Source organism: Microcystis sp. LEGE 00066, from assembly GCF_015207925.1.
GTDB lineage: Bacteria > Cyanobacteriota > Cyanobacteriia > Cyanobacteriales > Microcystaceae > Microcystis > Microcystis ichthyoblabe_A.
The window spans coordinates 1-25407 of the sequence record NZ_JADEVX010000017.1; the positions used below are offsets into that span (position 1 = coordinate 1).

The following is a 25407-nucleotide window of genomic DNA, read 5'->3' on the forward strand; positions in this document are numbered from 1 at the left end:
CTCCAGTGTTTTTACTAAGAGTTGTCAAACAATCCGAAACTGGTTTGGAGAAATAATTAGTTATTTCGAGCGAAGGACAACGAATGGGGTGGTCGAGGGAATCAACAATAAACTTAAACTAATAAAAAGAAGAGGCTATGGCTTTAGAAACTTTCGGAATTTTTGGGTTAGAAGTATGTTGTCTTGGCATCTTGTATGTTGATTTAGCATAAAGAGTAACGAAGAGCCAAACTGTACTGCATTTAAAATGGTTATTAATTTTAGTACAAATGCTCACCACCCCCTGCCTGCTCCCATGCACTCTTAACGAGTAATTATAGTCATTTCAGATAAGTCTGAGACACTCTAGACCGACAAGACCCTTATGAACTCTGGGATTGATATTCTCAATTTTAATTGAAATGACTATAAGATAGTCAACAGCTTACTGCCCATGATTCCGTCACCTTGGCGGCGTATTATTGACAATATTGAGCGCATAAACGCGAAAACGCTCTAGGTCGGCCTGCAGGGTTGATTCTACCACTCGACCGAGGAAAAGATTATCCATCAATTTTCCCAACCACCCAGGTATGGCATAGGCTGCTGTCAGTCGCACAATACTCCTACCATGACGGTCATAAAAACGAATCGCCCCGCGGTTAGGCAACCCGTCCACGGATTCCCATTGAATCATCTGGTGGGGGACAATTTTCATTATCCGTGACAACCAAGTAAATTCTAGACCACCACTGGCTAACTTCCAACGGGAAAGCTCTGGCTCCTCCTCTAGAATTTTCACCGATTCGATCCATTTCATCCAGTGGGGCATTTGTTCTAAATCTGACCAGAGTTCCCAAACCAGATCGATCGGCGCGTCCACTTCTACCTGTACACTATGTTCTAACCAAGTCATTCGTTAATTCTGGCGATGCTGAATATTTCTATGATAACGGCTATTAGTCTTTAGCTTTTCACTCAATGATAAAATAAAAACAATCTTCGAGGTTTAATTTTACTATGTTAATCAGAAAACTGCTCGAATGTGAGGAATTCATCGCTGGTGATCATACCCGATTGCGCGAGTTATTGCATCCCGATAAACAGCCCTTAAATCTACGTTATAGTTTAGCCCACGCGCGGGTAGATGTGGGGGAAACTTCTACTCCCCACGCTTTAAAAACTGCGGAAGTTTATTATATTCTGCAAGGACAAGGGGAAATGCACATCGATGAGGAAGTGCAATTAGTCACTGTCGGTGCTGCCATTTATATACCTCCTCTAGCTAAACAATATATTCATAATTGTGGAGAGGAACCCTTAATTTTTCTGTGCATTGTTGATCCAGCTTGGCGACTGGAAGACGAAATTATCTTTGAGTAAAAATAATGAATATTGGGATTATTGGACTGGGTTTAATTGGTGGTTCCTTGGGGTTAGATTTCCGCGCACAAGGTTATAAGGTTTTGGGAGTTTCCCGTCAACAACCCACCTGTGATATCGCTGTACAAAAAGGAGTGGTAGATGAATCTAGTATCAATTTAGAATTATTAGCCACTGCCGATTTAATCTTTATTTGTACTCCCATACATTTAATTGTGCCAACTTTGGAAAAATTAACTCCCTATTTAAAAACCGAAGCCATTGTCACCGATGTGGGATCAGTTAAAGGGGCAATTGTGGACAATTGTAGTCAATTATGGCCGAATTTTGTCGGTAGTCATCCCATGGCTGGGAAAACCGAACAGGGAATTAATGCTGCACAATCGGGTTTATTTGTCAATACCCCATATCTGATTACTCCCCTTGAATCTACTCCTAACTGTGCCGTGGAAATCTTAACCGAAATAGTACGAAAATTAGGCTGTAAAATTTATTATTCCTCCCCCGAAGAACACGATCGAGCCGTGGCATGGATTTCCCATCTGCCAGTAATGATTAGTACCAGTTTAATCCAAGCTTGTGGGAAAGAACAAGATTCGAATATTCGCCAATTAGCGGAAAATTTAGCTAGTTCTGGTTTTCGCGATACCAGTCGCGTCGGTGCTGGCAATCCCGAATTAGGTTTAATGATGGCTAAATACAATCGTCAAGCTTTATTGATATCCTTGAAAAATTATCGTCAAAATCTTGATCAAATTATTGACTATATTACAGGAGAAAAATGGCAGGAAATAGAAGAAATTCTCATATCGAGTCATCAATATCGAGCCAATTTTCTTCAATCAAAATAACATTTTTTCTAACAATTATACCCCAGCACTGTATTATAGATTTATCCTCAGTCAATCAATGAAATAATATGAACACCTTTTTTGACTTTGAAGCCGAATTTGTTGACTCCTTACGTTGCATACCGATGGCCGTGAGAATGAAACTAGATACCTGTGGAGTTAAATTAAAATTATCCCATTGGATGCAGTTGAGTCAACCAGAAAGAATGGTGTTAGTTAATATGGCTTGTACGACGGCAGTAGAAGCTGCAATTTATCGAGATTTTCTACAAAAATTAATCACGGAAAAAACTGGCAATCCCGCAGGAGAACTAGCAATAGATCCTCATCCTCCTTGGCTAGATGATAGCCAGATTCCTGATACAGTACTAGAAAAAGCCGAAGAATTCCAGATTGAAATTAGTTTAGAACAATGGCAAAAATTGCAACCATTCCAACGTTTTGCCCTGATTAAACTCAGTCGTCCCAGTCACGAAAATCTCAACTTTTATCCAGCCCTCAAAGAGTTACATATAGTCGATGTCTAACTCAAGAACCTATGCCAGATTAATTAAGTCCCTTCCTATCTTACTATCATGACAAGCAAAAAGGCGATCGAGTCGATAAATTAGTATTTTAGACCAGATCGATCTCGATTATACCGTTTCCATCCAGTCAAAAACTTGATTCAATTGCGACAAATCAATTAAACCGTACTGCCATAAAACCATCGGCAAAGAACCCACCGATGCTTCGCAGAGACGCACAGCCATATCGAGGGAACGGGGGGAAATTGCTAATTTTTCCAAGAGGAAAGTGCGGAGTTGTTTTTGTTGATGAGCTTCCATGATTAAAGATCATTTATAATGACAATCTGATTATTGAATAACTTATCCTCTATTAAAAAGAGATGCTTCCCTCACGGGGATCACCCAATTGGGTGATTTTGTCCAGCAATCACAATAATTTAAGAATTTATCCATAATATGTCCTACTATCCCGAAATTGTTAGTGGGGATATCAACACTTTATTTACTTAGAAAAACGATAAAGGGGAACTTTTGGGATAAGCTATTGATAACCTAGTTTTTGCTCGAGTAGGAGAGAATTGCCCCCAATGAGTCATGCTCCTCAAGTTTCCGTGATTATTCCTTGCTATAATCAAGGTCGCTATCTTGATCATGCGATCGCATCTGTTTTAGTTCAAACATACCAAAACCTTGAAATCCTTGTCATTGATGATGGATCCACAGAACCAGAAACCATCGAGGTTTTACAAAATTATCAACAGCCAAAAACTAGGATCATCCGCACAGAAAATCAAGGGGTTGCCGCAGCCAGAAATCTAGGAATTGCCCAAGCGCAAGGAACTTATATTCTTCCTCTCGATGCCGATGATAAAATTGCCGATTCCTATCTAGAAAAAGCGGTTACTTTGCTAGAAAGTAATCAGCAATTAGGTATAGTTTATTGCGAAGCGGAGTATTTTGGGGATAGACAAGGAACTTGGCCGCTGCCTGAGTATAAATTTCCCGATATATTAGTAGATAATATGATATTTTGCTCCGGTTTGTTTCGGAAATCCGATTGGGAAACTGTGGGGGGATATAATAGCAATTTAATTTATGGTTGGGAAGATCACGATTTCTGGCTATCGCTGATCGAATTAGGTCGAGAAGTCTATCGTATCCCAGAAGTGTTATTTTTCTATCGACAAAAAGCTGATTCTATGAGTCGCTCAATGACCGCAGAACACTATATCTATTCCTACACCCAACTTTTTTATAATCATCCCCAACTTTACTCCCAAAATATCCAAGCCATTTTTGCTGCTTTAGTCACCTTAAAAGTTGATATATTCGCTCAGTTGGAACAGGCTAGAGAACGAATTAAACAATTAGAAATTCATGAACAAGAATTGCAACAAGACTTGCAAAAAACCCAATTAGATTATCGAGAAAGAGACGAGGAATTACAAAAAGCTGAGAGTAAAATAGCCGCCATGGAAAAAAGTAAATTCTGGCAAATGAGAAGGGCTTGGATTAAAATGCAAAAATTGCTAGGTTTGCTGGAAAAAGACCCGATTTACTCCTAAAAGTCAGGTAAAAATGGCCATGGATCAAGACGGGGGTGGGTTGCCCTTCCCTAACCCACCCGACTTTGTTAATCGACGGCAATTAAGGAACGATTGCGAAGATAAGCCAAATCTTTTAATAACTGTCCGCTATCACCACCGTTATTAAGATTAATCCCCAAAGCCGCTAAATCCGCATCTACCATTAATTTTACCAGTCCCTCGAACGTCACCGACGGCTGCCAGCCTAATTTCTCTCTGGCTTTTGTAGAATCTCCTATCAATAAATCCACTTCCGCTGGACGCAAATAACGTTGATCAAACTCCACATAATCCTGCCAATTTAAATTAACGTATTGGAAAGAAATATCGAGAAACTCCCGGATAGAATAGGTTTCATTGGTCGCCACTACATAATCATCCGGTTCTTGCTGTTGTAACATTAACCACATCGCCCGCACATAATCCTTAGCATAACCCCAATCCCTTTTAGAATCAAGATTTCCTAGATAGAGTTTTTTCTGTTGTCCGGCAATAATTCGGGCCAAAGCGCGGGTAATTTTGCGTGTGACAAAAGTTTCTCCCCGACGGGGGGATTCATGGTTAAATAAAATGCCGTTACAGGCAAATAAGTCGTAGGATTCCCGATAGTTGATTGTTTGCCAGTGACCGTAAACTTTCGCACAAGCGTAGGGACTGCGAGGATAAAATGGCGTGGTTTCTTTTTGGGGAACTTCCATGACTTTCCCAAACATTTCCGAGGAACCTGCTTGATAGAAACGCACTTCGATGCCGGTTCTTTTTTGGTAATCCCGAATTGCTTCTAGTAATCTTAAGACCCCCACTCCCACAGCATCAACGGTGTATTCTGGGGCATCAAAACTAACTCGCACGTGGGATTGGGCCCCTAAATTATACACTTCTACCGGTTGCACTTGTTCGAGGATACGCCGCAGGGTTGTCCCGTCGGTGAGGTCGCCATAATGAAGAAATAATTTAGCATCGGGCTGGTGGGGGTCAATTTAGATATGTATGATCGATGCGATCGGTGTTAAAAGTTGAGGTACGACGGATGATACCGTGGACTTCATAGCCTTTTTCTAATAATAATTCGCTTAGATAGGAACCATCTTGACCGGTGATGCCGGTAATTAGGGCGCGTTTAGCTTCAGTCATCAGTAATTTACCTAATCGGGAAGAATAAAGACCAGGGCAGGGTCTGACTGCTTATAGCACACTTTAGCCCCTCATGACAAGTTTGGCGATTAGTTATCGGGACAGTCATGACAAGATTCCCTGAACCTGAATTCAGGTTTGGCAGTCCCTTTAACCCTTAATCCTTTCCCATCTGTGGAGTCCAAATCCTGACAATATCTCTTCTTGTCGGGAAAACTCTTGCCACAAATAGCACAAATCTGTTATGATGGTTTGTCTGTGTCCCGATCAACCATACCAGTATTGAGAACAAGAAACGACTGTGGCTAATACAAAGTCTGCACTCAAACGAGTCCAAATCTCCGAAAGAAATCGACTACGCAACAAAGCGTACAAGTCAGCCGTAAGAACCCTGATCAAAAAATGTCTTGTCGCTGTCTCGGCCTACGGAGCCAACCCCAGCCCGGAAGGGTTAGAAAGCGCCCAACAAGCTCTATCAGAAGCTTACAGTAAAATCGATAAAGCCGTCAAGCGCAACGTCTTGCACCAGAACAACGGCGCTAGAAAAAAAGCCGGTTTAGCCAAAGCTTTGCAAAAAGTTAGCCAAGCTTCCTAAGGAACAAGTAAGCTGTAATCAGGACAGACGCAACAAGCGATCGGGGGTCGATGCAATTAATAGATACGCACGTTCATCTGAACTTTGACGTTTTGCAAGCCGACTTGCCCGCTATCTCCGAACGTTGGCGAAGTGTGGGAGTCGTTCATCTGGTTCACTCCTGTGTCGAACCGGGGGAATTTGCGGCGATTAAAGCCATTGCTGATCAATTTGAGGAAATTTCCTTCGCCGTCGGTTTACATCCCCTAGATGCCCAAAAATGGCGAGATAATAGTGCCGATCAGATCGAATCCCTAGCCCGATCTGATCGGCGCGTCGTGGCGATCGGAGAAATGGGTTTAGACTTCTATAAAGCGGATAACCAAGAGCAGCAAAAACAGGTGTTTTGGACGCAACTAGAAATCGCCCATCGTCTCGATAAACCCGTGATTATCCATTGTCGAGATGCGGCCCTGGCAATGCGGCAGCAAATCAGTGCCTTTCGGCAACAAGTGGGCAAAATTCGCGGCGTGATGCACTGCTGGACTGGCAACCCCGAAGAAACTCAATGGTTTTTAGATTTGGGTTTTTACATCAGCTTTAGCGGCATTGTCACCTTCAAAAACAGTAAAACCGTGCAAGCTGCCGCCCAAATTGTCCCCAGCGATCGCCTACTGATCGAAACCGATTGCCCCTTTCTCTCCCCCAATCCCCACCGCGGTAAACCCTGTGAACCCTCTTTCGTCTTCCATGTAGCCGAAACCGTCGCCCGTCTGCGCGGCTATCCGGTCGAAACCCTAGCCGAACAAACCACCCACAACGCCCGCAAATTATTTCAACTCCCCAGTTAAAAAACATAGTTTATTAGACAGGAGAAAGGAGTCAGGAGAAAGCTTTTATTTATTCTCCGGTGTTCCCCTACTCCCCCATCACCCATCCCCTCACCGCTCACTGATATCCGACCGTCGCTATCGTGTCATCAGCCCTTGTAACCATAATGAACAATCTTACCTTTAACCTCTTACCCGACCTCATCGAAATCCAACACTCCAGTTTTCGGTGGTTTTTGGAAGAAGGACTAATCGAGGAACTGAACAGCTTTTCCCCCATCAGCGACTATACAGGTAAATTAGAACTACATTTCCTCGGCCAGGACTATAGACTCAAAGAACCGAAATACAACGTCGATGAAGCCAAACGACGTGATAGCACCTATTCCGTTCAGATGTACGTTCCTACCCGTCTAATCAACAAAGAAACGGGAGAAAACATCGAACAGGAAGTGTTTATCGGCGATTTACCCCTGATGACCGAACGGGGAACCTTTATCATTAACGGGGCCGAACGAGTCATCGTCAATCAGATCGTCCGTTCCCCCGGTGTTTACTACAAAGCCGAAATCGACAAAAACGGTCGCCGTACCTACTCCGCTTCCCTGATTCCCAACCGAGGAGCTTGGTTAAAATTTGAAACCGACAAAAACGGCTTAGTCTGGGTCAGAATCGACAAAACCCGCAAATTATCCGCCCAAGTTCTCCTGAAAGCGATCGGATTGAGCGATAACGAAATCTTTGACTCCCTACGCCATCCCGAATTTTACCAAAAAACCCTCGACAAAGAAGGCAATCCCACCGAAGAAGAGGCACTCCTCGACCTGTACCGCAAACTACGCCCCGGGGAACCCCCCACCGTCACCGGCGGACAACAACTACTCGAATCGCGCTTTTTTGACAATAAACGCTACGATCTCGGGCGCGTTGGTCGTTATAAACTCAACAAAAAACTACGCCTCAACGTCCCCGATAACCAGCGCGTTCTCACCACCACCGACATCTTATCGGCGATCGACTACCTAATTAACCTCGAATTTGACATCGGCAACACCGACGACATCGACCACCTCGGCAACCGTCGCGTCCGTTCCGTGGGTGAACTGCTCCAAAACCAAGTGCGAGTAGGTTTAAACCGCTTAGAAAGAATCATTCGGGAACGGATGACCGTCAGCGAATCCCAAAACCTCACCCCCGCTTCCCTAGTCAACCCGAAACCCCTAGTAGCGGCGATTAAAGAATTCTTTGGTTCCTCGCAACTCTCCCAGTTCATGGATCAAACCAACCCCCTAGCGGAATTGACCCATAAACGCCGCATTTCCGCCCTTGGACCTGGCGGTCTGACCCGGGAACGGGCTGGTTTTGCCGTGCGCGACATCCACCCCTCCCACCACGGTCGCATTTGTCCGGTGGAAACCCCAGAAGGTCCCAACGCCGGTTTAATCGGTTCCCTGGCCACCTACGCCCGCGTCAACGACTACGGTTTTATTGAAACCCCCTGTTACGCGGTGGAAAATGGCCGAGTCCGCTACGATCTCCCCGTTAAATACCTCACCGCCGACGAAGAAGACGATCTCAGAGTCGCACCGGGAGACGTGGCCACCGATGAAAATGGTTATATCCTCGGCGAAACTATCCCCGTGCGCTATCGGCAGGAATTCTCCACCACCTCCCCCGAACAAGTGGACTACGTTTGTGTTTCCCCCGTCCAAATTGTCTCGGTGGCCACTTCCCTGATTCCCTTCCTCGAACACGACGACGCTAACCGCGCCCTGATGGGTTCTAATATGCAACGACAAGCGGTTCCCCTGCTGCGTCCCGAACGTCCCCTGGTGGGTACCGGATTGGAAGCACAGGCCGCTCGCGACTCCGGCATGGTCATCGTTTCCCGTACCAATGGGGTCGTTTCCTACGTCGATGCTAACCGGATTCGCATCAAAGTGGCGGATGAAGACAAAGAGATTTTTGGCAAGAGCGAGATCGAGTACGAAATTCAAAAATATCAACGCTCTAACCAAGATACCTGCTTAAATCAGCGTCCTTTAGTCTATCAAGGGGAACAGGTTGTCCCCGGGCAGATCCTCGCCGATGGTTCCGCCACCGAAGGAGGGGAAATCGCCCTCGGCCAGAATATCCTCGTCGCCTATATGCCCTGGGAAGGCTATAACTACGAAGACGCGATTTTAATCAGTGAAAGACTGGTGGCACAAGATGTCTATACCAGTATCCACATCGAAAAATACGAAATCGAAGCCCGTCAAACTAAACTTGGACCAGAGGAAATCACCAGGGAAATTCCCAACGTCGGTGAAGATGCCCTGCGAAACCTCGATGAACGAGGCATTATTCGCATCGGGGCCTGGGTAGAAGCCAGCGATATCCTCGTGGGGAAAGTCACCCCGAAAGGCGAATCAGACCAACCCCCCGAAGAAAAACTACTGCGGGCAATTTTCGGCGAAAAGGCCCGGGATGTACGCGATAACTCCCTGCGCGTCCCCAACGGCGAAAAAGGCCGGGTAGTGGATGTGCGGGTATTTACCCGCGAACAGGGAGATGAATTACCCCCCGGGGCCAATATGGTGGTACGGGTTTACGTCGCCCAAAAACGCAAAATCCAAGTGGGCGATAAAATGGCGGGTCGTCACGGCAATAAAGGGATTATTTCTCGGATTCTGCCCCTAGAAGATATGCCCTACCTCCCCGATGGTCGTCCCGTCGATATCGTTCTCAATCCCCTAGGGGTTCCCAGTCGCATGAACGTCGGTCAGGTGTTTGAATGTTTACTGGGTTGGGCTGGCGAAAATCTGGGCGTGCGCTTTAAGATTACTCCCTTTGATGAAATGTATGGGGAAGAAGCCAGCCGTTTGACCGTCCACGGATTGCTAGAAAATGCCTCGAAAAAACCCAATCGTGATTGGGTGTTCAAGGAAGAACACGCGGGCAAAGTCACCGTTTACGATGGTCGCACCGGCGAACCCTTTGACCGTCCCGTTACCGTCGGTATGGCCTATATGTTAAAACTGGTTCACCTGGTTGATGATAAAATTCACGCCCGCTCTACCGGTCCCTACTCCTTGGTTACTCAGCAACCCTTGGGCGGTAAAGCTCAACAGGGGGGCCAGCGCTTCGGAGAAATGGAAGTCTGGGCCCTGGAGGCCTACGGGGCGGCCTATACCTTGCAGGAATTGCTAACGGTGAAATCCGATGATATGCAAGGACGGAATGAGGCTTTAAATGCGATCGTAAAAGGCAAGCCGATTCCCCGCCCGGGTACGCCAGAATCCTTTAAGGTTTTGATGCGAGAATTGCAATCCCTCGGCCTCGATATCGCCGTTCACAAGGTGGAAAATGCCCCCGATGGTACTTCCCGCGATGTGGAGGTGGATCTGATGGTCGATGTCGGTCGTCGCGCCCCCTCTCGCCCCACCTACGAATCCTTAACCACAGAAGACCTTGAGGAAGAAGAATCGGAAGTGTAATTTCAGTTATCAGTGAGCAGTAATCAGTAATCAGTGAGAAGTCAGTAGTCAGGAGACAGGAGAGAATTTTCCAGGAAAAAGCAAAAAAAAGGACAGTAAAGTAAAAATTTGCCTATTCCCTATTCCCCGTTCCCTATTCCCTGTTCCCTTTTCTAACTGAATGCTGAATGCTGAATGCTGATAGCTAATAGCTGTTTACTTGTTACCCGGATCGAGATGTTTTATAACCAAACTGTTGACAAAGGAAAACTGAAAAAACTGATCGCTTGGGCCTATCAAAACTACGGTTCGGCGCGCTGTTCACAAATGGCCGATGAATTGAAAAACCTCGGTTTTCGTTTCGCTACCAAAGCAGGGGTTTCCATTAGTGTGGATGATTTAACCGTACCGCCGGCTAAACGACAAATGATCGAAAGTGCCGAACAGGAAATCCGGCAAACCGAACAGCGTTATGTGCGCGGGGAAATCACCGAAGTGGAACGCTTCCAAAAAGTAATCGATACTTGGAATAGTACATCTGAATCACTTAAAGATGAAGTAATTCGCAACTTCCAAGTTACCGATCCCCTCAACTCCGTCTATATGATGGCTTTCTCCGGAGCGCGGGGCAATATGAGCCAAGTGCGTCAGTTAGTGGGAATGCGGGGATTAATGGCTAATCCCCAGGGGGAAATTATTGACCTCCCGATTAAGACTAACTTCCGGGAAGGATTGACCGTTACCGAATACGTTATTTCCTCCTACGGGGCCCGCAAAGGTTTAGTTGATACAGCCTTACGGACGGCAGATTCCGGTTATCTGACCCGTCGTCTCGTCGATGTGTCCCAAGATGTCATCGTCCGCGAGGCCGATTGTGGCACCAATCGTTACATCGAATTAACCGCCATGACCGATGGCGATCGCGTGTTAATTCCCTTAAGCGATCGCCTATTAGGTCGTTCCCTGGCCGAAGATGTGGTGGTCAATGGAGAAGTGATCGCCACCCGCAACCAGATTATCGATGACGAAACCGCCGAAAAACTAGGGCGACTCGTCGATAAAATCAAAGTCCGCAGCCCCTTAACCTGTGAAGCGGCCCGCTCGGTTTGCCAAACCTGTTACGGTTGGAGTCTGGCCCACGGTCATCCGGTGGATATGGGGGAAGCAGTGGGAATTATTGCCGCCCAATCGATCGGGGAACCGGGGACTCAGTTAACCATGCGTACCTTCCACACTGGGGGTGTATTTACCGGAGAAGTGGCCCGGCAAGTGCGGAGTCCCTTCGAGGGAAGCGTGCGTTTTCTGCCGGGGTTAAGTATCCGTAACGTGCGAACTCGCCACGGGGATGAACGGGACCAGGTGGAGGCACCAGGAGAAATTAAATTAACACCCAAGGATAAAACTAAAGAAACTGTCACCTACTCTTTGACTCCGGGATCACTGCTATTTGTCACCGATGGGGCAACGGTAAGCGAGGAACAGTTACTAGCGGAAATAACCTCCGATAAAGTCCAAAAATCCACGGAAAAAGCCACAAAAGACGTAACCAGTGACTTAGCCGGCGAGGTGCTATTCTCGCAATTAGTCCCAGAGGAAAAAACCGATCGCCAAGGCAATACCACCCGCATCGCCCAACGGGGGGGATTACTATGGATTCTCTCCGGAGAAGTGTATAACTTGCCAACCGGGGCCGAACCCGTGGTCAGTAACGGCGATCAAGTACAAGTGGGGGATGTTCTAGCGGAAACTAAGTTAGTATCCACTAACGGCGGTTTGGTGCGTTTAGCTCCCAATAGCCGGGAAATCGATATCGTCACCGCTTCCGTGTCCTTGGATCAGGCCGAAGTAAAAGTAGAGAGTAGTGCCGGTCGGGAACAGTTTATTATTCATACGGGAGATGGTCAAAGCTTCCTACTGAAAACCACTCCGGGGACAAAAGTACAGAATCATGCCATTGTCGCCGAGTTAATCGATGATCGCTATCAAACCCACACCGGCGGGATGATTAAATACGTCGATATCGAAGTCGCCAAAGGCAGCCGTAAACAGGGTTATGAAATCACCAAAGGCGGCACGATCCTCTGGATTCCCGAAGAAACCCACGAAGTCAATAAAGATATTTCCCTCTTACAGGTGGAAGATGGGCAGTATGTGGAAGCAGGGGAAGAAGTGGTTAAAGACATCTTCTGTAACTGTAGCGGTGTGGTGGAAGTGATCCAGAAAAATGACATCCTCCGGGAGATTATTGTCAAACCAGGGCTGTTATTTATGGATCTCGAACCGGAATCCTCCGGAATTGCCCAAGAACAGTTAATTTACCCCGGGACACAGTTGACTCCCGAAGTGACGATCGAGGAGTTACGGCAAGCGGAATGGGTGGAAACTAACGAGGGTTTGGGATTACTGCTGCGACCAGTACAGGAGTTCGCCGTAGAAGACCAATCCACTTCTCCCACCCAAGGTTCCGCTAACCAAGAAGGAGGACGACATATCGAACTGCGATCGGTGCAGCGCATCTTCTTTAAAGACGGGGAAAGAGTTAAATCCGTCGAGGGTTGTCAACTGATCAGCACCCAATTAGTCCTCGAAATTTCCAGCGAAGAACCAGAATCAGTCTCCCATCTGACGGCCGATATCGAGTTAGAACCGATTGAGGACAGGGATTGTCAGCGTTTACAGTTAGTTATTCTCGAATCTCTGGTGCTGCGTCGGGATAGTGATAATGATCCTTTAGGCGGTAATATTCAGACTCGCGTTCTCGTCCAAGATGGCGATGAAATCCCACCGGGGGCAGTGGTGGCCCGGACTGAGATTCAGTGCAAGGAAGCTGGAGAAATTCGCGGGATTCGCAAGGGTAGCGAACCGGTACGCCGTCTTTTAATTGTCAGTGACCGTGACGAGTTTATTCTCCCGCTCGCTGTTGCTCCCACCGTCAAAGCTGGGGATCTGGTAATCGCCGAAACCGAGATCGGCGCTGGAGTTTTAGCCCCCAATTCCGGTCAAGTGCTGGCCGTTGACCAAACCACCACCGGCTATGAAATCCGTCTGCGTAAGGCCCGACCCTACCGAGTATCGGCGGGGGCGATTCTGCACATCGATGAGGGAGATCTGGTCCAACGGGGCGATAATTTGGTGCTGTTGGTGTTTGAACGTTCGAAAACCGGGGATATCATTCAAGGTTTACCCAGAATCGAAGAACTGCTCGAAGCACGCAAACCGAAGGAGGCTTGTGTACTAGCACGCAAACCGGGAGTTTGTCAAGTGGAGTATCAAGATTCTGAGATCGTCGATATTAAGGTGGTCGAGGATGACGGCACGATCAGTGAATATCCGCTTTTAGGCAGTCAAAACCCCCTGGTGAGCGATAATCAGCGTATCGATGTGGGTCAGGCGTTAACCGATGGTCAGGCTAATCCCCACGAGATTTTAGAGGTGTTCTTTAATTATTATGTGGATAGCTTGGGCAGTTACGAAGCGGCCTTAAAAGCCTTGGAAAAAACCCAGATGTTCCTCGTTGATCAGGTACAGTCGGTTTACCAATCCCAGGGGATCGATATTGCTGATAAACACATCGAAGTGATCGTGCGTCAGATGACTTCTAAGGTGCGGATCGATGACGGTGGCGATACCAGTATGTTACCCGGGGAATTGTTGGAATTGCGACAGGTGGAGACGGTAAATGAAGCCATGTCAATCACCGGTGGGGCGGCAGCTAAATATACGCCTGTACTACTGGGAATCACCAAGGCTTCCTTGAATACCGATAGCTTTATCAGTGCCGCCTCCTTCCAAGAAACCACCCGCGTCCTCACGGAAGCGGCGATCGAAGGCAAGTCCGACTGGTTACGCGGTCTCAAGGAAAACGTGATTATCGGTCGTCTGATTCCGGCGGGTACTGGCTTCAATGCCCACGAAAACATGGCGGGGGTCAGCGATTACACCCCCCCGGAGGAGGAATATAACTACAACAACAATCGTGGTTATTACGCTCCTCCCGGCGGCCTCGGTTTCCCCCCTCGTCCCGGTTTCGGCGACAGTAGTGAGGATAGCGATATGATTCTTGACGATCAAACCGCTCGCGCCTACGCTGAGGGTGATGTGGTTGATTTAGAGGATGATGAAATGGCTTTCCTATCTTCCCGCGGCAGCAGTCGCCTTAGTCGCCAACCCATCAGCGACAGCTGGTCAGAAGTCGATGAGGAAGGGGGAGAGGAGGATTTTGAGGGGGATTACGAAGAAGAATAATCGTCTGTAGATATCTTAAAAGGAGGAGTGGCAGGAAAAACCCTTGTTATTCCCCAAAAACCTCCTCCTTTTCCCGACAAACTCCCTAATTTTTTAGCTAACTCACCAGAGTTTGGCAATAAAAGAAGGCAGCTTTTTTTGTCAACTGGAAAGGAGACAAAGTAAGGATTTTCTGAATTTTCTCTCAAGTCGGGATGACAGGATTTGAACCTGCGGCATCCTGCTCCCAAAGCAGGCGCGCTACCAAGCTGCGCTACATCCCGAAGTAAACTCTTTTTTTAGTATAGCCTAAGAGCCGCATTATTAATCGGGATACCAAAACATCCCTTTGATACCTTCGGGATCGAGAACAAAACCGAGACGACGATAGAAATCCACCACCTGCGGATCGGCGAAAAGAGTTATATTACTGATATCCTCACCCCGCAACTTCCTGATCATAAATTTCATTAATGCTTTACCAAAGCCTTTACTTTGATAGTGAGGATGAACAACCACATCCCAGACCGTAGCATTAAAAGCGTGATCGGAAGTGGCACGAGCAAAACCCACTAAACGACGGCGATTACCTCGCACTTCCCACATCGACACCACTAAAAAACTACATTCGATCGCTTTTTTAACTTTGCGTAAAGGACGACGGGCCCAACCTACCGAGTCACAAAGTTCTTCTAACTCATATAGATCTAGCTCTCGATCGGTACTAAAAAATACTCGCGTCTGTCCGAGGTCATTCTGGGCAACCTCTACCAAGTCTCCCGAATAGTCAGGTGATGCAGTGACTTCCGAGCTATTAAATAATCTTTTCCAAAAAACCATGCCGGGGGGCTACTGCCTCAATATTATCCTTTTAGCCTAGTATATTTTATTTTCCCCTCTCTAAGAACAATCGGGCAACCGGAGTCCAAATGTGATTGGGTGAGTACGGAGAGGGTGGGATTTGAACCCACGAACCATTGCTGGTTACTCGATTTCAAGTCGAGCGCGATCGACCACTCTGCCACCTCTCCAAGGCAGCTAGACCTATATCCTATCATTAGATTCCTTGCATAAATCAAAAAATTTTCCGCAAGTGAAAGGAAAAGGTGTGCATATTAGACCTCTTGCAGAAATCAAAAATCGTTGTTAGGGTTAGGAGTCAGTAGTCAGGAGAATTAAGAATGAATAATAATCAATTAAATGGTCTATTTACAAATTTTATGCCATTTAATCCTTATTTTTGCCGTTTTTGAACCATGAAAAATTGATTAGGGTATGCTGAATAAATCTAAAAACCTTGTTGGATAAGACTTTTAGGCTTTTTTTCCCTCAAAAAGTGCCAGCCATTGCGGGGATCGGGGGCAAAATCCCTGGACTTTTTCCCTGAAAATTAGGTAACTGACTACCTCAAAATCGGTAAAACCCCACACCCCACACCCCCCAAGATGACCGACTTATTCCTTTAATTTCTGTAATTTTCGGCTTTCAAAGGGGAAAAATCAAATTAGAATGGGGAGGGGTGCCTTAAGATTGCTGTTTTGGCGTATAATCACCTCAATAAAATTTAGAAGCTCCTAGAGTTGATAGTTTTAAACATTTCTGTGAGGAAAATGTATTTATTATGAGTTCAATTATTGAAATCGGCGACCAAAAAATTAGCGAGTCAGAGGTATTGCCTCTTTTGGCAAAATATGGTATGTTACCCCAGTTAATCCGGGAAGTAATTATCGAACAAGCGATCGCCAATATCACCTGCAATCCCGAAGAAAGAAACGCGGCCTATTCCCGTTTCTATCAAAATAATCAAATTGCCAACGATGAGCAAATGAAATCTTGGTTACAACAAAACGGGATGGATTGCGAGCAACTAGAATATCTAATTCTGCGGGACATTAAATTAGAAAAATTTAAACAGGAGACTTGGGATAACAAAGTAGAATCCTACTTCTTGCAAGTCAAAAGTCAATTGGATAAAGTGGTTTATTCCCTGATTCGGACAAAAAATATCGGCATTGCCCAAGAACTATTTTTCCGGATACAGGATCGAGAAAATAGCTTCGCTGAACTAGCCAAAAAATATTCCCAAGGATCAGAAGCGGAAACCGGAGGACTGCTTGGACCCGTGGAACTGAGCACTCCCCATCCCCAGATCGGGCAAATTCTCAAAGCAAGTAAACCGGGGCAACTGTGGCCACCGACGCAAGTGGGAGAATGGGTCGTGATTGTCCGGTTAGAAAAATATTTATCCTGTGAATTAGACCCTCCCACCCGTCAACGCTTACGGAATGATTTATTCCAACAATGGTTAATGACTCAAATGCAAACAGTGAAATCTATCCCCGAATCAACCCCAGTCAATAGCGAGCAGGTATCGATTACATAGCATTTCCTTGCAAAACTGGGTAAAACCAGTCTTTTCGCCTAATTATTTGTCAACTTAGTCAATTTTCGCCTAGCTAATGAGTTATACCACTTTAGATTTTACCGCCTTTCTGGAGACTGTACAGCCCTTTGATCGCCTGCCCTTCGAGGTTAGACGTTCCCTCGGTCAGAAATTACAACCCTTTCGCTATGAGATGGGCAATGCCATACTCAAGTGCGATCGCTTACCCTCTCACCTCGTCCTTCTCTACGAGGGAGAGGCCAGACTTTTGGGTTACGATGCTAGGGTTAACAATTCGCTGCCGGTTACTTTGGCTAAATTGCAGCCAGGAGATTTATTCGGGTGGATGAGTCTTCTGCGCGCTACCCCCTGTGAAACGGTGATCGCTTCTTCGGAAGTCACGATCTGTTTAACCTTAAAAGAAGAGGATTTTTGGTCTTTAATCAATAATTACCCGGAATTTAAGCAATATTTCTTTGAACAAACCTCGATCGCTGAAGTTTATGCTGTCCTAGGTTCCTATCTTAATCAACAGGCCTGGGGTGGGGGAGACCTGAAAGAAATGGCACAGGCCCTTTTAAACAAAGCTTGTGTGTCCTACAACCAGATTAATGATGATTATATCTGGTTAGTCAGCGAAAATAGCGATAATTATCCTATCGGCACAGTTATCACCCAGAATAATCCGACTAGCACGCGCTTATTAGGTCTTTCCTCCGACCAGTTAGATGAATTCCTGACAGTTGCAACCGAAGCGGCTGCGGAAACAGAAACCGATGATATCCTAGAAACCCAAGTCATCAAGGGAAATAAACCCACCCAGGTATTAGATATCCCCCAAGGAAGAATCAGCGACATCACCAGCGATATCGCCGTTGAAAAAACTCTCCAGAAAAACCAGAAATCCTATCCCTTTTTCAGGGGAAAAACGGAACTAGAGGCGGTGAGTGCCTGTTTTCAGATGCTCTGCAAATATTTTAATATTCCCTTTCGCAAGGATGTGATCCAACGCATTCTAGGGGACCAACTGCAAAGAACTGGCAGCCTTTCCCTGCCCCTGTGTGGGGCTGTGGCCGAGGTAGTGGGACTCCATAGCCAATTAGTACCCCTAAATGCTTCTTCCTTGCCCAATATCAACCCTCCTGCCCTAATTCGCTGGCAAGACAGCATCGTTATCCTCTACGAAATTAATCAACGGGAAACCACGATCGCTGTTCCCGAACGGGGGATAATTAAACGCAAAACCAGCGAATTTCTGGAATCTTGGGGCGAAAAAGGGGAAGTAATTCTGCTCAAACCCACCAAACACACCCAGCAACAGCGTTTTGGCCTATCATGGTTTTGGCCTTCTGTCAAGAAACATAAACGAGTCTTAATAGAAGTTTTTATTGCTTCTTTCTTCGTGCAGTTATTTGCCCTGGCCAATCCCTTGATGATTCAGGTGATCATCGATAAAGTGATCGTGCAGAATAGCCCAGAAACTCTGAATACCCTCGGGGTTTTCCTGTTAGTAATTGCCGTTTTTGAGGGAATTTTAACCTTTTTGAGGACATCCCTGTTTGTCGATACCACTAACCGCATCGACATGACCCTCGGTTCAGAAATTATCGATCACCTGCTGCGCTTACCCCTGAAATACTTTGAACGGCGACCTGTGGGGGAAATTTCGACAAGAATCAACGAATTAGAGAATATTCGGCAATTTTTAACGGGTACAGCCCTAACGGTGGTGTTAGATGCCATTTTCTCGGTTATCTACATCGTGGTTATGTTGATCTATAGCCCGATTCTAACCGTTTGGGCGCTGGGAGTCGTGCCGATTTTAGTTCTCTGCACAGCTATTTTCGCACCAATCGTGCGGCGACAACTGCGAGCAAAAGCGGAACGAAACGCCGAAACCCAATCCTATCTGGTGGAGGTGATGACGGGAATCCAAACAGTAAAAGCACAGAATATCGAATTGCGTTCCCGTTGGCAGTGGCAAGAACGTTATGCTCGCTATGTGGCCGAAGGTTTTCAAACGGTAATGACCTCAACTTTGGCCGGTTCCTTTAGTCACTTCTTTAACCAATTATCGGGTTTATTAGTGCTGTGGGTGGGAGCAGCCTTAGTTTTAGACGGACAACTCACTCTCGGTCAATTAATCGCCTTCCGGATTATCTCTTCCTACGTTACCTCGCCGATTCTGCGTTTGACCCAACTCTGGCAAAACTTCCAAGAAACCGGCTTATCCCTGGAAAGATTAGCCGATATCGTCGATACTCCCCAAGAAGCGGAACTCGATCGCCACAATATCCCCATGCCCTTAATTAAAGGCACTGTCACCTACGAAAACCTCGCTTTCCGCTTCAATCCCCACGGTGCCCTGCAATTGTACAACGTCAATTTAGAATTCCCCGCTGGCACTTTTGTCGCTTTGGTGGGAGAAAGTGGCGCTGGGAAAAGTACCATCACTAAACTATTAGCCCGTCTCTACGAACCAGAATCGGGACGGATTCTCATCGATGGCTATGATATCAACAAAGTGGAACTCTATTCCCTGCGTCGTCAAATCGGCATGGTTCCCCAAGAAACCCTATTATTTGACGGTACGGTACAGGAAAATATCTCCCTGACTAACCCCGATGCGACTGTGGAGGAAATTGTCTCGGCAGCAAAGGCAGCCGCAGCCCACGAATTTATTATGACCCTGCCCAATGGCTATAATACCCGCGTCGGTGAACGGGGGGCATCCCTATCGGGGGGACAACGACAACGGGTTGCGATCGCTCGCTCCGTCCTGCAAAGACCGCAAATTCTCATTCTTGATGAGGCCACCAGCGCCCTCGACTATAACACTGAACGGCAAGTGTGTCTGAATCTCAAAGAAGCTTTCAAGGATCATACGGTGTTCTTTATTACCCATCGTTTAGCTTCGATCAAATCCGCCGATATTATTGTCATGATGGATAAAGGGACAGTAGCGGAGGAAGGCACCCACGAGGAATTAATGGCGAAAAAAGGCCTTTACTATACTCTTTATAAACAACAGGATTCGCAAATCTAGTTAGTCAGGAGACAGGAGTCAGGAGACAGTAATCAGGAGTCAGAAGATTAGTTTTATTTATTCTCCCCACACCCTACACCCCATCACCCCACACCCACGAAAAACTTTTTCAGCAAACCCTAAATATAGGAGAATCCCCATGAACGGTAATTCTAACAACGGCCACAACGGCAACGGCAAAGGTAAAAGCGATGAACTGACCCAAGCGGGTAAAAACGTGGCCACTACCACGAAAAATAAAAGTATTACCCCTTCTTTACCCACTTTCAGCCCACCGGAACAATCGGTGATCCTGAAACAATCGCCCATTTGGTCACGGACGATTATCTGGACATTAATGAGTGTCACCACTGCCGCTTTAATTTGGTCAGCGTTCGCCAAAATCGAGCAGGTGGTCGGTGCCCAAGGACAACTTAAACCCCAGGGCAAAGTGCAAGAAGTACAAGCACCGGTGAATGGGGTGGTACAGGAAGTTAAAGTTAAAGATGGCGATCGAGTTAACAAAGGGGATGTACTGGTTTTAATGGATTCCAGTGCCTCGCAAGTGCAGTTAGAATCTTTGAAAAAAATTCGCGCCACTGCTGAGAAGGAAAATCAATTCTATCGTCTCTTAATGGCGCAGGATCTGACACCGGCAGCAGTGGAAAGTTCGATCGCTCAATTAAAATTACCGAGCGAAATCGCCGATTTAGCCCGTAATCGTGCCGCTTTGGTGGCAGAAAATCAACTTTATCAAGCACAGATCAATGAAGGTGCCTCTAGCTCTGCTCTACAAGGGGAAGAGTTAGCCCGTTTAGAGGCTGCCCGACGGGAGGCCAATTCTCGACAAGCGGCTGCTAGATTGGAAATGGAACAATTAGCAAAACAATTGAACCAAACCAGGGTACAGTTGGCCGATGCCCGCTCGCAATTAATCAAAGATCGTTTAGTCTTAGAAGAAATTAAGACTCGTAATGCCAATTCGATGAAACAGGGGCAAGAAGGCTTGGATATCGAGCGTAATATTCTTAAGGATATTGAACCCTTGGGGGATGAAGGTGCGGTCGCCCGTTATCAGATTAATAAACAAAAACAATCGGTAACTGATCGCCAGAATGAATTACAGCAGCAAGAGGCTAACGGCAAAATCGATCGAGAAAAACAAGAGAAAGAAGTACAAACCCGCATCGCCGAAATTTCCCGTTTGGAACAGGAAGAAAAGCGTTATTCCCTATTGATCTCCCAAGCGCGAGAAAAGCTGATTAATACCACAGTAATCACGGAAAAAGATGTGCGCGATAAAATGGCGGACAATCAGAAACGGATCGCTGAAATCGATAGTCAGATCAGTCGCGTGATCATTGATAACAACAAGCGCATTGCTGAGTTAGATAGTCAAATTAGTCAAGCACAACAGACGATTAAATATCAAAAAATTACCGCCCCCATCGATGGTGTGGTCTTTGATCTCAAGGCGCGGCCTGGGTTTGTTCCCCAACCAAGTCAAGCGGAAGCATTGTTAAAAATTGTTCCCGATGGCTGTCCCACCCAGATCAAAGATGCTGCTAAAGGTTGTTTAGTGGCAGAGGTGGACGTGACTAACCAAGACATCGGTTTTGTGCGCGTGGGACAAAAGACCGATATTCGCATTGATTCCTTTTCCTACAGTGAATACGGCGATATTAAGGGAGAAGTAATCTCGATCGGTTCTGATGCTTTACCTCCCGACGAAAATCACCGTTTTTATCGGTTCCCTGTCCGGGTAAGCTTGAGCAGTCAAGAGTTAGTTTTGAAAGATAAATCTACTCTGCCGCTGCAATCGGGGATGTCTGTGAGTGTCAACATCAAAGTCAATGAAAATCGCACGGTTTTGGGACTATTTACCGATATGTTCAATAAACAGGTGGATACTCTCAAACAAGTCCGTTAGGCGAAAAAATTCGGGGGTAGATCCTGCCAACGGCCTGATCCGATCGCGCTAATCGCTTCCGAGAGGTTAACCGCACCGGTATAAAGAGCGCGGCCCACGATTACTCCCGTTACTCCCAAAGGTTCCAAAGACAATAAACTCAGTAAGTCTGTCAGGGAACTAATACCCCCGGAGGCGATGACGGGAATTTCGACAGATTCGACTAATTCTCGCAAAGCGGCGAGATTCGGGCCAGAAAGGGTGCCATCTCGATGAATATCAGTGTAGATAATCGTGCTGGCTCCTCTTTTTGCCATATCTTGACCGAGTGCGATCGCATCTACTGAGGAAGTTTCTAACCACCCCCTGGTGGCTACTTTACCATCGCGAGCATCAATACCGACGATTATTTGCCCCGGAAAGCTTTGACAAAGTTCGCTGACCAATTCTGGCTTTTCTACGGCTACTGTCCCCAAAATCGCCTTTTCTACCCCGATTTTTAGGAGATTAGTCACCGTTTCTACATCCCGCAGTCCACCCCCCACCTGTACGGGAATGGCAATATCATTAAGAATTGTTTCAATGGTTGACAAATTAACCGATTTACCCTCTTTGGCTCCATCCAAATCGACTAAATGTAATCTGGTTGCCCCCTGATTGACCCATTCTCGCGCCACTATTGCGGGATTATCATTAAAAACCTGCGATTGTTGGTAATCTCCCTGATAAAGTCGCACACATTTGCCATCGAGAATATCAATAGCGGGGATAACTTCCATGTTTTTCTCAATATCTAACTAAGGAGCGTTTTTTATTATATATTACCAGCCTTGTCAGTTATCAGTTATCAGTTATCAGTTATCAGTTTTGAGTCTGATACCATTTTTCTTTATTCGCGTCACAACGAATGCAGGCTTGGCAACCATTCGAGCGTGGATGTCTGTCATGGATTTAGAAATTTGGTATGAGAGGGGAACAATCCCTCTCAACGCATTGTCCACAAAGGTTTTAAAGTGCCAGCCATTGCGGGGATCGGGGGGAAAATCCCTGGACTTTTTCCCTGAAAATTAGGTAACTGACTACCTCAAAACTGGTAAAACCCCACACCCCAAACCCCATACCCCACTCCCAGGAAAAGCTTTTTGCCGCAAACCATCTGTATTAAGTGTGCATGATCAAATGGCAGTAACAGTGCTGTCTTTTCACTGATTACTGTTTACTGATCACTGATTACTGATTATCGATTCCTAGGGGAAAAAATTCTTCTAGAATGATAAGTACATATACGAGAGGAATTATACTCATGTCTGCTGGGAAGTTTCAAACAGCCGCTTCATTATCCGATCGAGAGCTAGAAATACTCGATTTAGTGGCTAATGGTTTAACTAATCAAGAAATCTCGGAAAAGCTGGAGATTAGTAAGCGTACCGTTGATAATCATATTAGTAATATCTTGACGAAAACAAAAACCGATAATCGGGTGGAATTGGTGCGTTGGGCATTGCATTGGGGTAAAGTTTGTCTGGATGATATTAATTGTTGTATCCTTCCTTCCCCGGCGCTGACCGATGATCAGGTTTCCTAAACTTCTTCGACTTTTGCTTGCGGTTAATATCATCAGTCTGGGGGGATGTAGTGATGCGGGTTTTGTCACCCCTCCCCAACAGCTTTTAGGAAATACTTTAAATACCCCTTCCTCGGAAAATAATCCCCGTTTTAACTACGATGGTCGTTATCTGGTTTTTGCCTCCGATCGCAGGGGTCAACGAACGATTTATTTATTTGATCGAGTGGCTAATCGTTTAGTTCCCCTACCGGGGTTAAATCAAGCAAAAACCTATCAAGATCAGCCAGATATTAGTGCCGATGGTCGTTATATTGTTTATGTGTCGGAACAGTCCGGTAAACCCGATATATATATTTATGATCGACAAACTCTGCAAGCAAAAAATCTCACCGAAAATATCTTAGGAGAAGTGCGTCATCCGACGATTAGTGGTAACGGTCGTTTTATTGCTTTTGAAAGTAATCGTTTCGGTCAATGGAATCTGGAAATATTCGATCGAGGTGGCGAAATTTCTCCTTCTTTACCCCCGATAAATTCTTCCCCGTCCCGATAGTATTGGGAGAGAAGGGAGAAGGGTGCGGGGAACTCACAGGTGTAGGTATTTTACAAACCTGTGAAGAGAAGACAAGGAGGACAAGGAGGGAAAGTGGACAAGGAAGTTTTTAGGCGCAAAGAGCAAAAGTGAGATGAGGAAGTATTAACGGCAAGAGTAGATTTTGTCAGAGACTGTTGTGGAAATAAACCATTTAAAGAAATAGCGGCTCTTCTCGTTTCTGTTCAGTATTTTTATCAGCTACTAATTGGGATTTTAAAGTATGATAACCTCTTTTACTACCAAAAAAATCTTTCTGTTTCTTTTGGTGGCGTTCCCTGGGAGTTTCCGTTACATCCATTACCGTTACGACCGGTATCTCTGCTTGATTTAGTAGAGCTTTTTTTCCTTTTAAACGGAAGTTTCCCGATGGTAAAAGCATCCGTCTTTTTGAATTGTCCATCTGGTAAGTTTTGATAATCCATACTTTTGCTAATAAACATAGCAAAAGTATAGATGATTTCCTGACCTAAGATCACATTTTATTCTTTTTTCCACTTCCATCTAAAAATCGAGAAAAAAGAAAAACGCTGCATTATACCATAAAAAAATTATGTAAGAGGTTTATTCTTTGACAATAGAGTTGAATTCCTTGCAGCTTGGCTAAGGAGAATTTGGGTTTAATGGGAAGGAGCAGTAAAGATATAAAACTCATCCGCAGCAAGCGATAAACAAGGATAGTTAAAGTCGTATGTTTTTCGAGACTGAGAAGATAACCATAGATATTATGAGTTAGTCTTAGATAACCATAGCGTCGGGTGATAGAAGATGGTTCATGAATAATTTTAATCTGATTGGTAACAACGACTAAATAGCCTTGATTTGCGTATCTTCGGGAAAAATCAAAGTCTTCGTAGTAGAGAAAGTAATCGGGATCAAAATGGGGACAAGTGGAAAAATTAGAGAAATTAATTAATAAACTGCATCCCGTCACCCAGTCAGGAATAAGATAGGGTTTATTTCCATAGTCTAAGGATTCCTCTACCACGTTAATTGTGCCGATTTTAGCATTAAATTTTCCCCAACCAAACCAGATTTTACCATCCGGTTCGTAAATTTCTGTACCAGCGATGGCAACTTCGGGATATTGCTGAAAAAATTTGCTTGCTTTCTCCAGAGAGTCCGGTAATAAGTAAGCATCGGGATTAACTAACCAAACGATAGCTTCTTTGTCTTGTTGATAAATCCAATCAAGTCCTAGATTACATCCTTTCCCAAATCCTAAATTTTCTCCCGCTTCAATAATCTTGACTCTTTGCGCTGCTAAAGATTGGATATTTTTATCTTCAGTGGAATTGTTAATAATGATGAGAGTAGCAGATAAGTTATCGTTGAGGGAAGCGATTAAACGCTTAATTAATGCCCCGCAATTGTAGTTAACCGTCAATAGATAAATCATTACA

General features: G+C 45.6%; 19 protein-coding genes, 2 tRNA genes and 2 pseudogenes. 14 read left to right on the forward strand and 9 right to left on the reverse strand.

Annotated features, from left to right (window positions below; translation table 11 throughout):
* Positions 1-202 (forward strand): transposase (locus tag IQ224_RS04240; protein ID WP_194032598.1); only part of this gene is annotated, 202 nt, incomplete at its 5' end.
* Between the two features lie 240 nt (positions 203-442).
* Here the strand turns inward: IQ224_RS04240 and IQ224_RS04245 are convergent.
* Complete coding sequence (locus IQ224_RS04245; protein WP_002744463.1) at positions 443-895, reverse strand: SRPBCC family protein; 453 nt, start codon at positions 893-895, stop codon at positions 443-445.
* 104 nt (positions 896-999) lie between these two features.
* Between IQ224_RS04245 and IQ224_RS04250 the strand changes: the two genes are divergently transcribed.
* The 3 genes from IQ224_RS04250 (at position 1000) to IQ224_RS04260 (ending at position 2740) form a co-directional block, all read left to right on the forward strand.
* Positions 1000-1362: a cupin domain-containing protein gene (locus tag IQ224_RS04250; protein WP_002744462.1), complete on the forward strand. Its 363-nt coding sequence runs from the start codon at positions 1000-1002 to the stop codon at positions 1360-1362.
* Positions 1363-1367: 5 nt separating this feature from the next.
* Complete coding sequence (locus IQ224_RS04255; protein ID WP_002744461.1) at positions 1368-2213, forward strand: prephenate/arogenate dehydrogenase; 846 nt, start codon at positions 1368-1370, stop codon at positions 2211-2213.
* 68 nt (positions 2214-2281) lie between these two features.
* A complete protein-coding gene (locus tag IQ224_RS04260) occupies positions 2282-2740 on the forward strand; it encodes a nitrate reductase associated protein (protein ID WP_036401098.1) in 459 nt (152 codons plus the stop codon).
* Between the two features lie 108 nt (positions 2741-2848).
* On the opposite strand, the gene IQ224_RS04265 is transcribed toward IQ224_RS04260, so the two are convergent.
* Positions 2849-3040, reverse strand: a complete 192-nt coding sequence (locus IQ224_RS04265) for a DUF2949 domain-containing protein (RefSeq protein ID WP_002738067.1) — start codon at positions 3038-3040, stop codon at positions 2849-2851.
* 269 nt (positions 3041-3309) lie between these two features.
* Between IQ224_RS04265 and IQ224_RS04270 the strand changes: the two genes are divergently transcribed.
* Positions 3310-4287 (forward strand): glycosyltransferase, encoded by a 978-nt coding sequence (locus IQ224_RS04270; protein WP_002744459.1) that lies wholly within the window; start codon positions 3310-3312, stop codon positions 4285-4287.
* 68 nt (positions 4288-4355) lie between these two features.
* On the opposite strand, the pseudogene gmd reads toward IQ224_RS04270, so the two are convergent.
* Positions 4356-5442: pseudogene (gene gmd, locus IQ224_RS04275) on the reverse strand (GDP-mannose 4,6-dehydratase).
* Positions 5443-5743: 301 nt separating this feature from the next.
* On the opposite strand from gmd, the gene rpsT reads away from it, so the two are divergent.
* The 4 genes from rpsT to IQ224_RS04295 all read left to right on the forward strand — a co-directional run bounded on the left by rpsT (position 5744) and on the right by IQ224_RS04295 (position 14549).
* Entirely contained in the window at positions 5744-6037 is a 294-nt protein-coding gene (rpsT, locus tag IQ224_RS04280; RefSeq protein WP_194032599.1) for a 30S ribosomal protein S20, read from the forward strand.
* 50 nt (positions 6038-6087) lie between these two features.
* Positions 6088-6867 (forward strand): TatD family hydrolase, encoded by a 780-nt coding sequence (locus IQ224_RS04285; RefSeq protein WP_194032600.1) that lies wholly within the window; start codon positions 6088-6090, stop codon positions 6865-6867.
* Positions 6868-7013: 146 nt separating this feature from the next.
* The gene (gene rpoB, locus IQ224_RS04290; RefSeq protein WP_194032601.1) at positions 7014-10325 is read left to right on the forward strand and encodes a DNA-directed RNA polymerase subunit beta; all 3312 of its coding nucleotides are present in this window, start codon (positions 7014-7016) and stop codon (positions 10323-10325) included.
* A 216-nt stretch (positions 10326-10541) separates the two neighbouring features.
* Positions 10542-14549: a DNA-directed RNA polymerase subunit beta' gene (locus tag IQ224_RS04295; protein ID WP_002743223.1), complete on the forward strand. Its 4008-nt coding sequence runs from the start codon at positions 10542-10544 to the stop codon at positions 14547-14549.
* Between the two features lie 189 nt (positions 14550-14738).
* Here IQ224_RS04295 and IQ224_RS04300 read toward each other — a convergent pair.
* The 3 genes from IQ224_RS04300 to IQ224_RS04310 all read right to left on the reverse strand — a co-directional run bounded on the left by IQ224_RS04300 (position 14739) and on the right by IQ224_RS04310 (position 15559).
* Positions 14739-14812, reverse strand: a tRNA-Pro gene (locus IQ224_RS04300).
* A gap of 40 nt (positions 14813-14852) precedes the next feature.
* The gene (locus tag IQ224_RS04305; protein WP_002736326.1) at positions 14853-15368 is read right to left on the reverse strand and encodes a GNAT family N-acetyltransferase; all 516 of its coding nucleotides are present in this window, start codon (positions 15366-15368) and stop codon (positions 14853-14855) included.
* A 106-nt stretch (positions 15369-15474) separates the two neighbouring features.
* Positions 15475-15559, reverse strand: a tRNA-Ser gene (locus tag IQ224_RS04310).
* 590 nt (positions 15560-16149) lie between these two features.
* Here IQ224_RS04310 and IQ224_RS04315 point away from each other — a divergent pair.
* The 3 genes from IQ224_RS04315 (at position 16150) to IQ224_RS04325 (ending at position 21866) form a co-directional block, all read left to right on the forward strand.
* Positions 16150-16911, forward strand: a complete 762-nt coding sequence (locus tag IQ224_RS04315; RefSeq protein ID WP_194032602.1) for a peptidylprolyl isomerase — start codon at positions 16150-16152, stop codon at positions 16909-16911.
* 76 nt (positions 16912-16987) lie between these two features.
* Positions 16988-19957, forward strand: a complete 2970-nt coding sequence (locus tag IQ224_RS04320; protein ID WP_002743209.1) for a peptidase domain-containing ABC transporter — start codon at positions 16988-16990, stop codon at positions 19955-19957.
* A 139-nt stretch (positions 19958-20096) separates the two neighbouring features.
* Positions 20097-21866, forward strand: a complete 1770-nt coding sequence (locus IQ224_RS04325; RefSeq protein ID WP_002743208.1) for an HlyD family efflux transporter periplasmic adaptor subunit — start codon at positions 20097-20099, stop codon at positions 21864-21866.
* On the opposite strand, the gene hisA is transcribed toward IQ224_RS04325, so the two are convergent.
* Positions 21863-22624 carry a 1-(5-phosphoribosyl)-5-[(5-phosphoribosylamino)methylideneamino]imidazole-4-carboxamide isomerase gene (gene hisA, locus IQ224_RS04330; protein ID WP_002743207.1) on the reverse strand — a complete coding sequence of 254 codons (762 nt, stop codon included), beginning with the start codon at positions 22622-22624 and terminating at the stop codon, positions 21863-21865. The genes IQ224_RS04325 and hisA overlap by 4 nt on opposite strands.
* A 524-nt stretch (positions 22625-23148) precedes the next feature.
* On the opposite strand from hisA, the gene IQ224_RS04335 reads away from it, so the two are divergent.
* Both IQ224_RS04335 and IQ224_RS04340 read left to right on the forward strand, forming a co-directional pair.
* The gene (locus IQ224_RS04335; RefSeq protein WP_002737431.1) at positions 23149-23430 is read left to right on the forward strand and encodes a helix-turn-helix transcriptional regulator; all 282 of its coding nucleotides are present in this window, start codon (positions 23149-23151) and stop codon (positions 23428-23430) included.
* Entirely contained in the window at positions 23414-23965 is a 552-nt protein-coding gene (locus tag IQ224_RS04340; protein WP_036400556.1) for a TolB family protein, read from the forward strand. Before IQ224_RS04335 ends, IQ224_RS04340 begins: the two co-directional genes overlap by 17 nt.
* Positions 23966-24185: 220 nt before the next feature.
* Here the strand turns inward: IQ224_RS04340 and IQ224_RS04345 are convergent.
* Positions 24186-24401: pseudogene (locus IQ224_RS04345) on the reverse strand (IS5/IS1182 family transposase); the annotation flags it as partial.
* A gap of 138 nt (positions 24402-24539) precedes the next feature.
* Positions 24540-25403, reverse strand: coding sequence for a glycosyltransferase (locus IQ224_RS04350; RefSeq protein ID WP_002743195.1), 864 nt, complete (start codon positions 25401-25403; stop codon positions 24540-24542).
* Positions 25404-25407 lie beyond the last annotated feature (4 nt).

Coding starts and splice junctions, on each gene's coding strand:
- IQ224_RS04340 (WP_036400556.1), top strand. CDS start 23,414: ATGATCAGGTTTCCTAAACTTCTTCGACTTTTGCTTGCGGTTAATATC.
- IQ224_RS04335 (WP_002737431.1), top strand. CDS start 23,149: ATGTCTGCTGGGAAGTTTCAAACAGCCGCTTCATTATCCGATCGAGAG.
- IQ224_RS04285 (WP_194032600.1), top strand. CDS start 6,088: ATGCAATTAATAGATACGCACGTTCATCTGAACTTTGACGTTTTGCAA.
- IQ224_RS04255 (WP_002744461.1), top strand. CDS start 1,368: ATGAATATTGGGATTATTGGACTGGGTTTAATTGGTGGTTCCTTGGGG.
- IQ224_RS04315 (WP_194032602.1), top strand. CDS start 16,150: ATGAGTTCAATTATTGAAATCGGCGACCAAAAAATTAGCGAGTCAGAG.
- IQ224_RS04350 (WP_002743195.1), bottom strand. CDS start 25,403: ATGATTTATCTATTGACGGTTAACTACAATTGCGGGGCATTAATTAAG.
- IQ224_RS04250 (WP_002744462.1), top strand. CDS start 1,000: ATGTTAATCAGAAAACTGCTCGAATGTGAGGAATTCATCGCTGGTGAT.
- IQ224_RS04305 (WP_002736326.1), bottom strand. CDS start 15,368: ATGGTTTTTTGGAAAAGATTATTTAATAGCTCGGAAGTCACTGCATCA.
- hisA (WP_002743207.1), bottom strand. CDS start 22,624: ATGGAAGTTATCCCCGCTATTGATATTCTCGATGGCAAATGTGTGCGA.
- IQ224_RS04245 (WP_002744463.1), bottom strand. CDS start 895: ATGACTTGGTTAGAACATAGTGTACAGGTAGAAGTGGACGCGCCGATC.
- IQ224_RS04270 (WP_002744459.1), top strand. CDS start 3,310: ATGAGTCATGCTCCTCAAGTTTCCGTGATTATTCCTTGCTATAATCAA.
- IQ224_RS04265 (WP_002738067.1), bottom strand. CDS start 3,040: ATGGAAGCTCATCAACAAAAACAACTCCGCACTTTCCTCTTGGAAAAA.
- IQ224_RS04260 (WP_036401098.1), top strand. CDS start 2,282: ATGAACACCTTTTTTGACTTTGAAGCCGAATTTGTTGACTCCTTACGT.
- rpoB (WP_194032601.1), top strand. CDS start 7,014: ATGAACAATCTTACCTTTAACCTCTTACCCGACCTCATCGAAATCCAA.
- IQ224_RS04320 (WP_002743209.1), top strand. CDS start 16,988: ATGAGTTATACCACTTTAGATTTTACCGCCTTTCTGGAGACTGTACAG.
- IQ224_RS04325 (WP_002743208.1), top strand. CDS start 20,097: ATGAACGGTAATTCTAACAACGGCCACAACGGCAACGGCAAAGGTAAA.
- IQ224_RS04295 (WP_002743223.1), top strand. CDS start 10,542: ATGTTTTATAACCAAACTGTTGACAAAGGAAAACTGAAAAAACTGATC.